The organism is Citrobacter sp. Cc139 (genome assembly GCF_030334645.1).
GTDB lineage: Bacteria > Pseudomonadota > Gammaproteobacteria > Enterobacterales > Enterobacteriaceae > Citrobacter > Citrobacter werkmanii.
On the sequence record NZ_JAOWDM010000036.1, the window covers coordinates 1 to 218 of the forward strand.

General features: G+C 57.8%; 1 protein-coding gene. It reads right to left on the bottom strand.

Features of this window, described 5'->3' with window-relative positions:
* On the bottom strand, positions 1-218 hold a 218-nt coding region (locus OGV69_RS25265; RefSeq protein ID WP_286469002.1), incomplete at both ends, for a hypothetical protein.

Genomic DNA, 218 nt, shown 5'->3' on the forward strand with positions numbered 1-218 from the left:
CGCGCCAGTACCTCGTCTTTGTTCGCCAGCACCGATTTTTCATCGGCGGTCAGCGCGCGCTTTTTGGCGGCCTCTTCCAGAACCGAAAAGCGGGATTGCTGTTTCCACAATTCCTGCCGCTGCTGGCTGATGGTATCCGTGATGCTCTTATGCTCCTGCAGAGTGCGTAACTGCGCCTCCAGCTCCAGCGTCTGCGCGCTGGCAGTATCGACACTTTT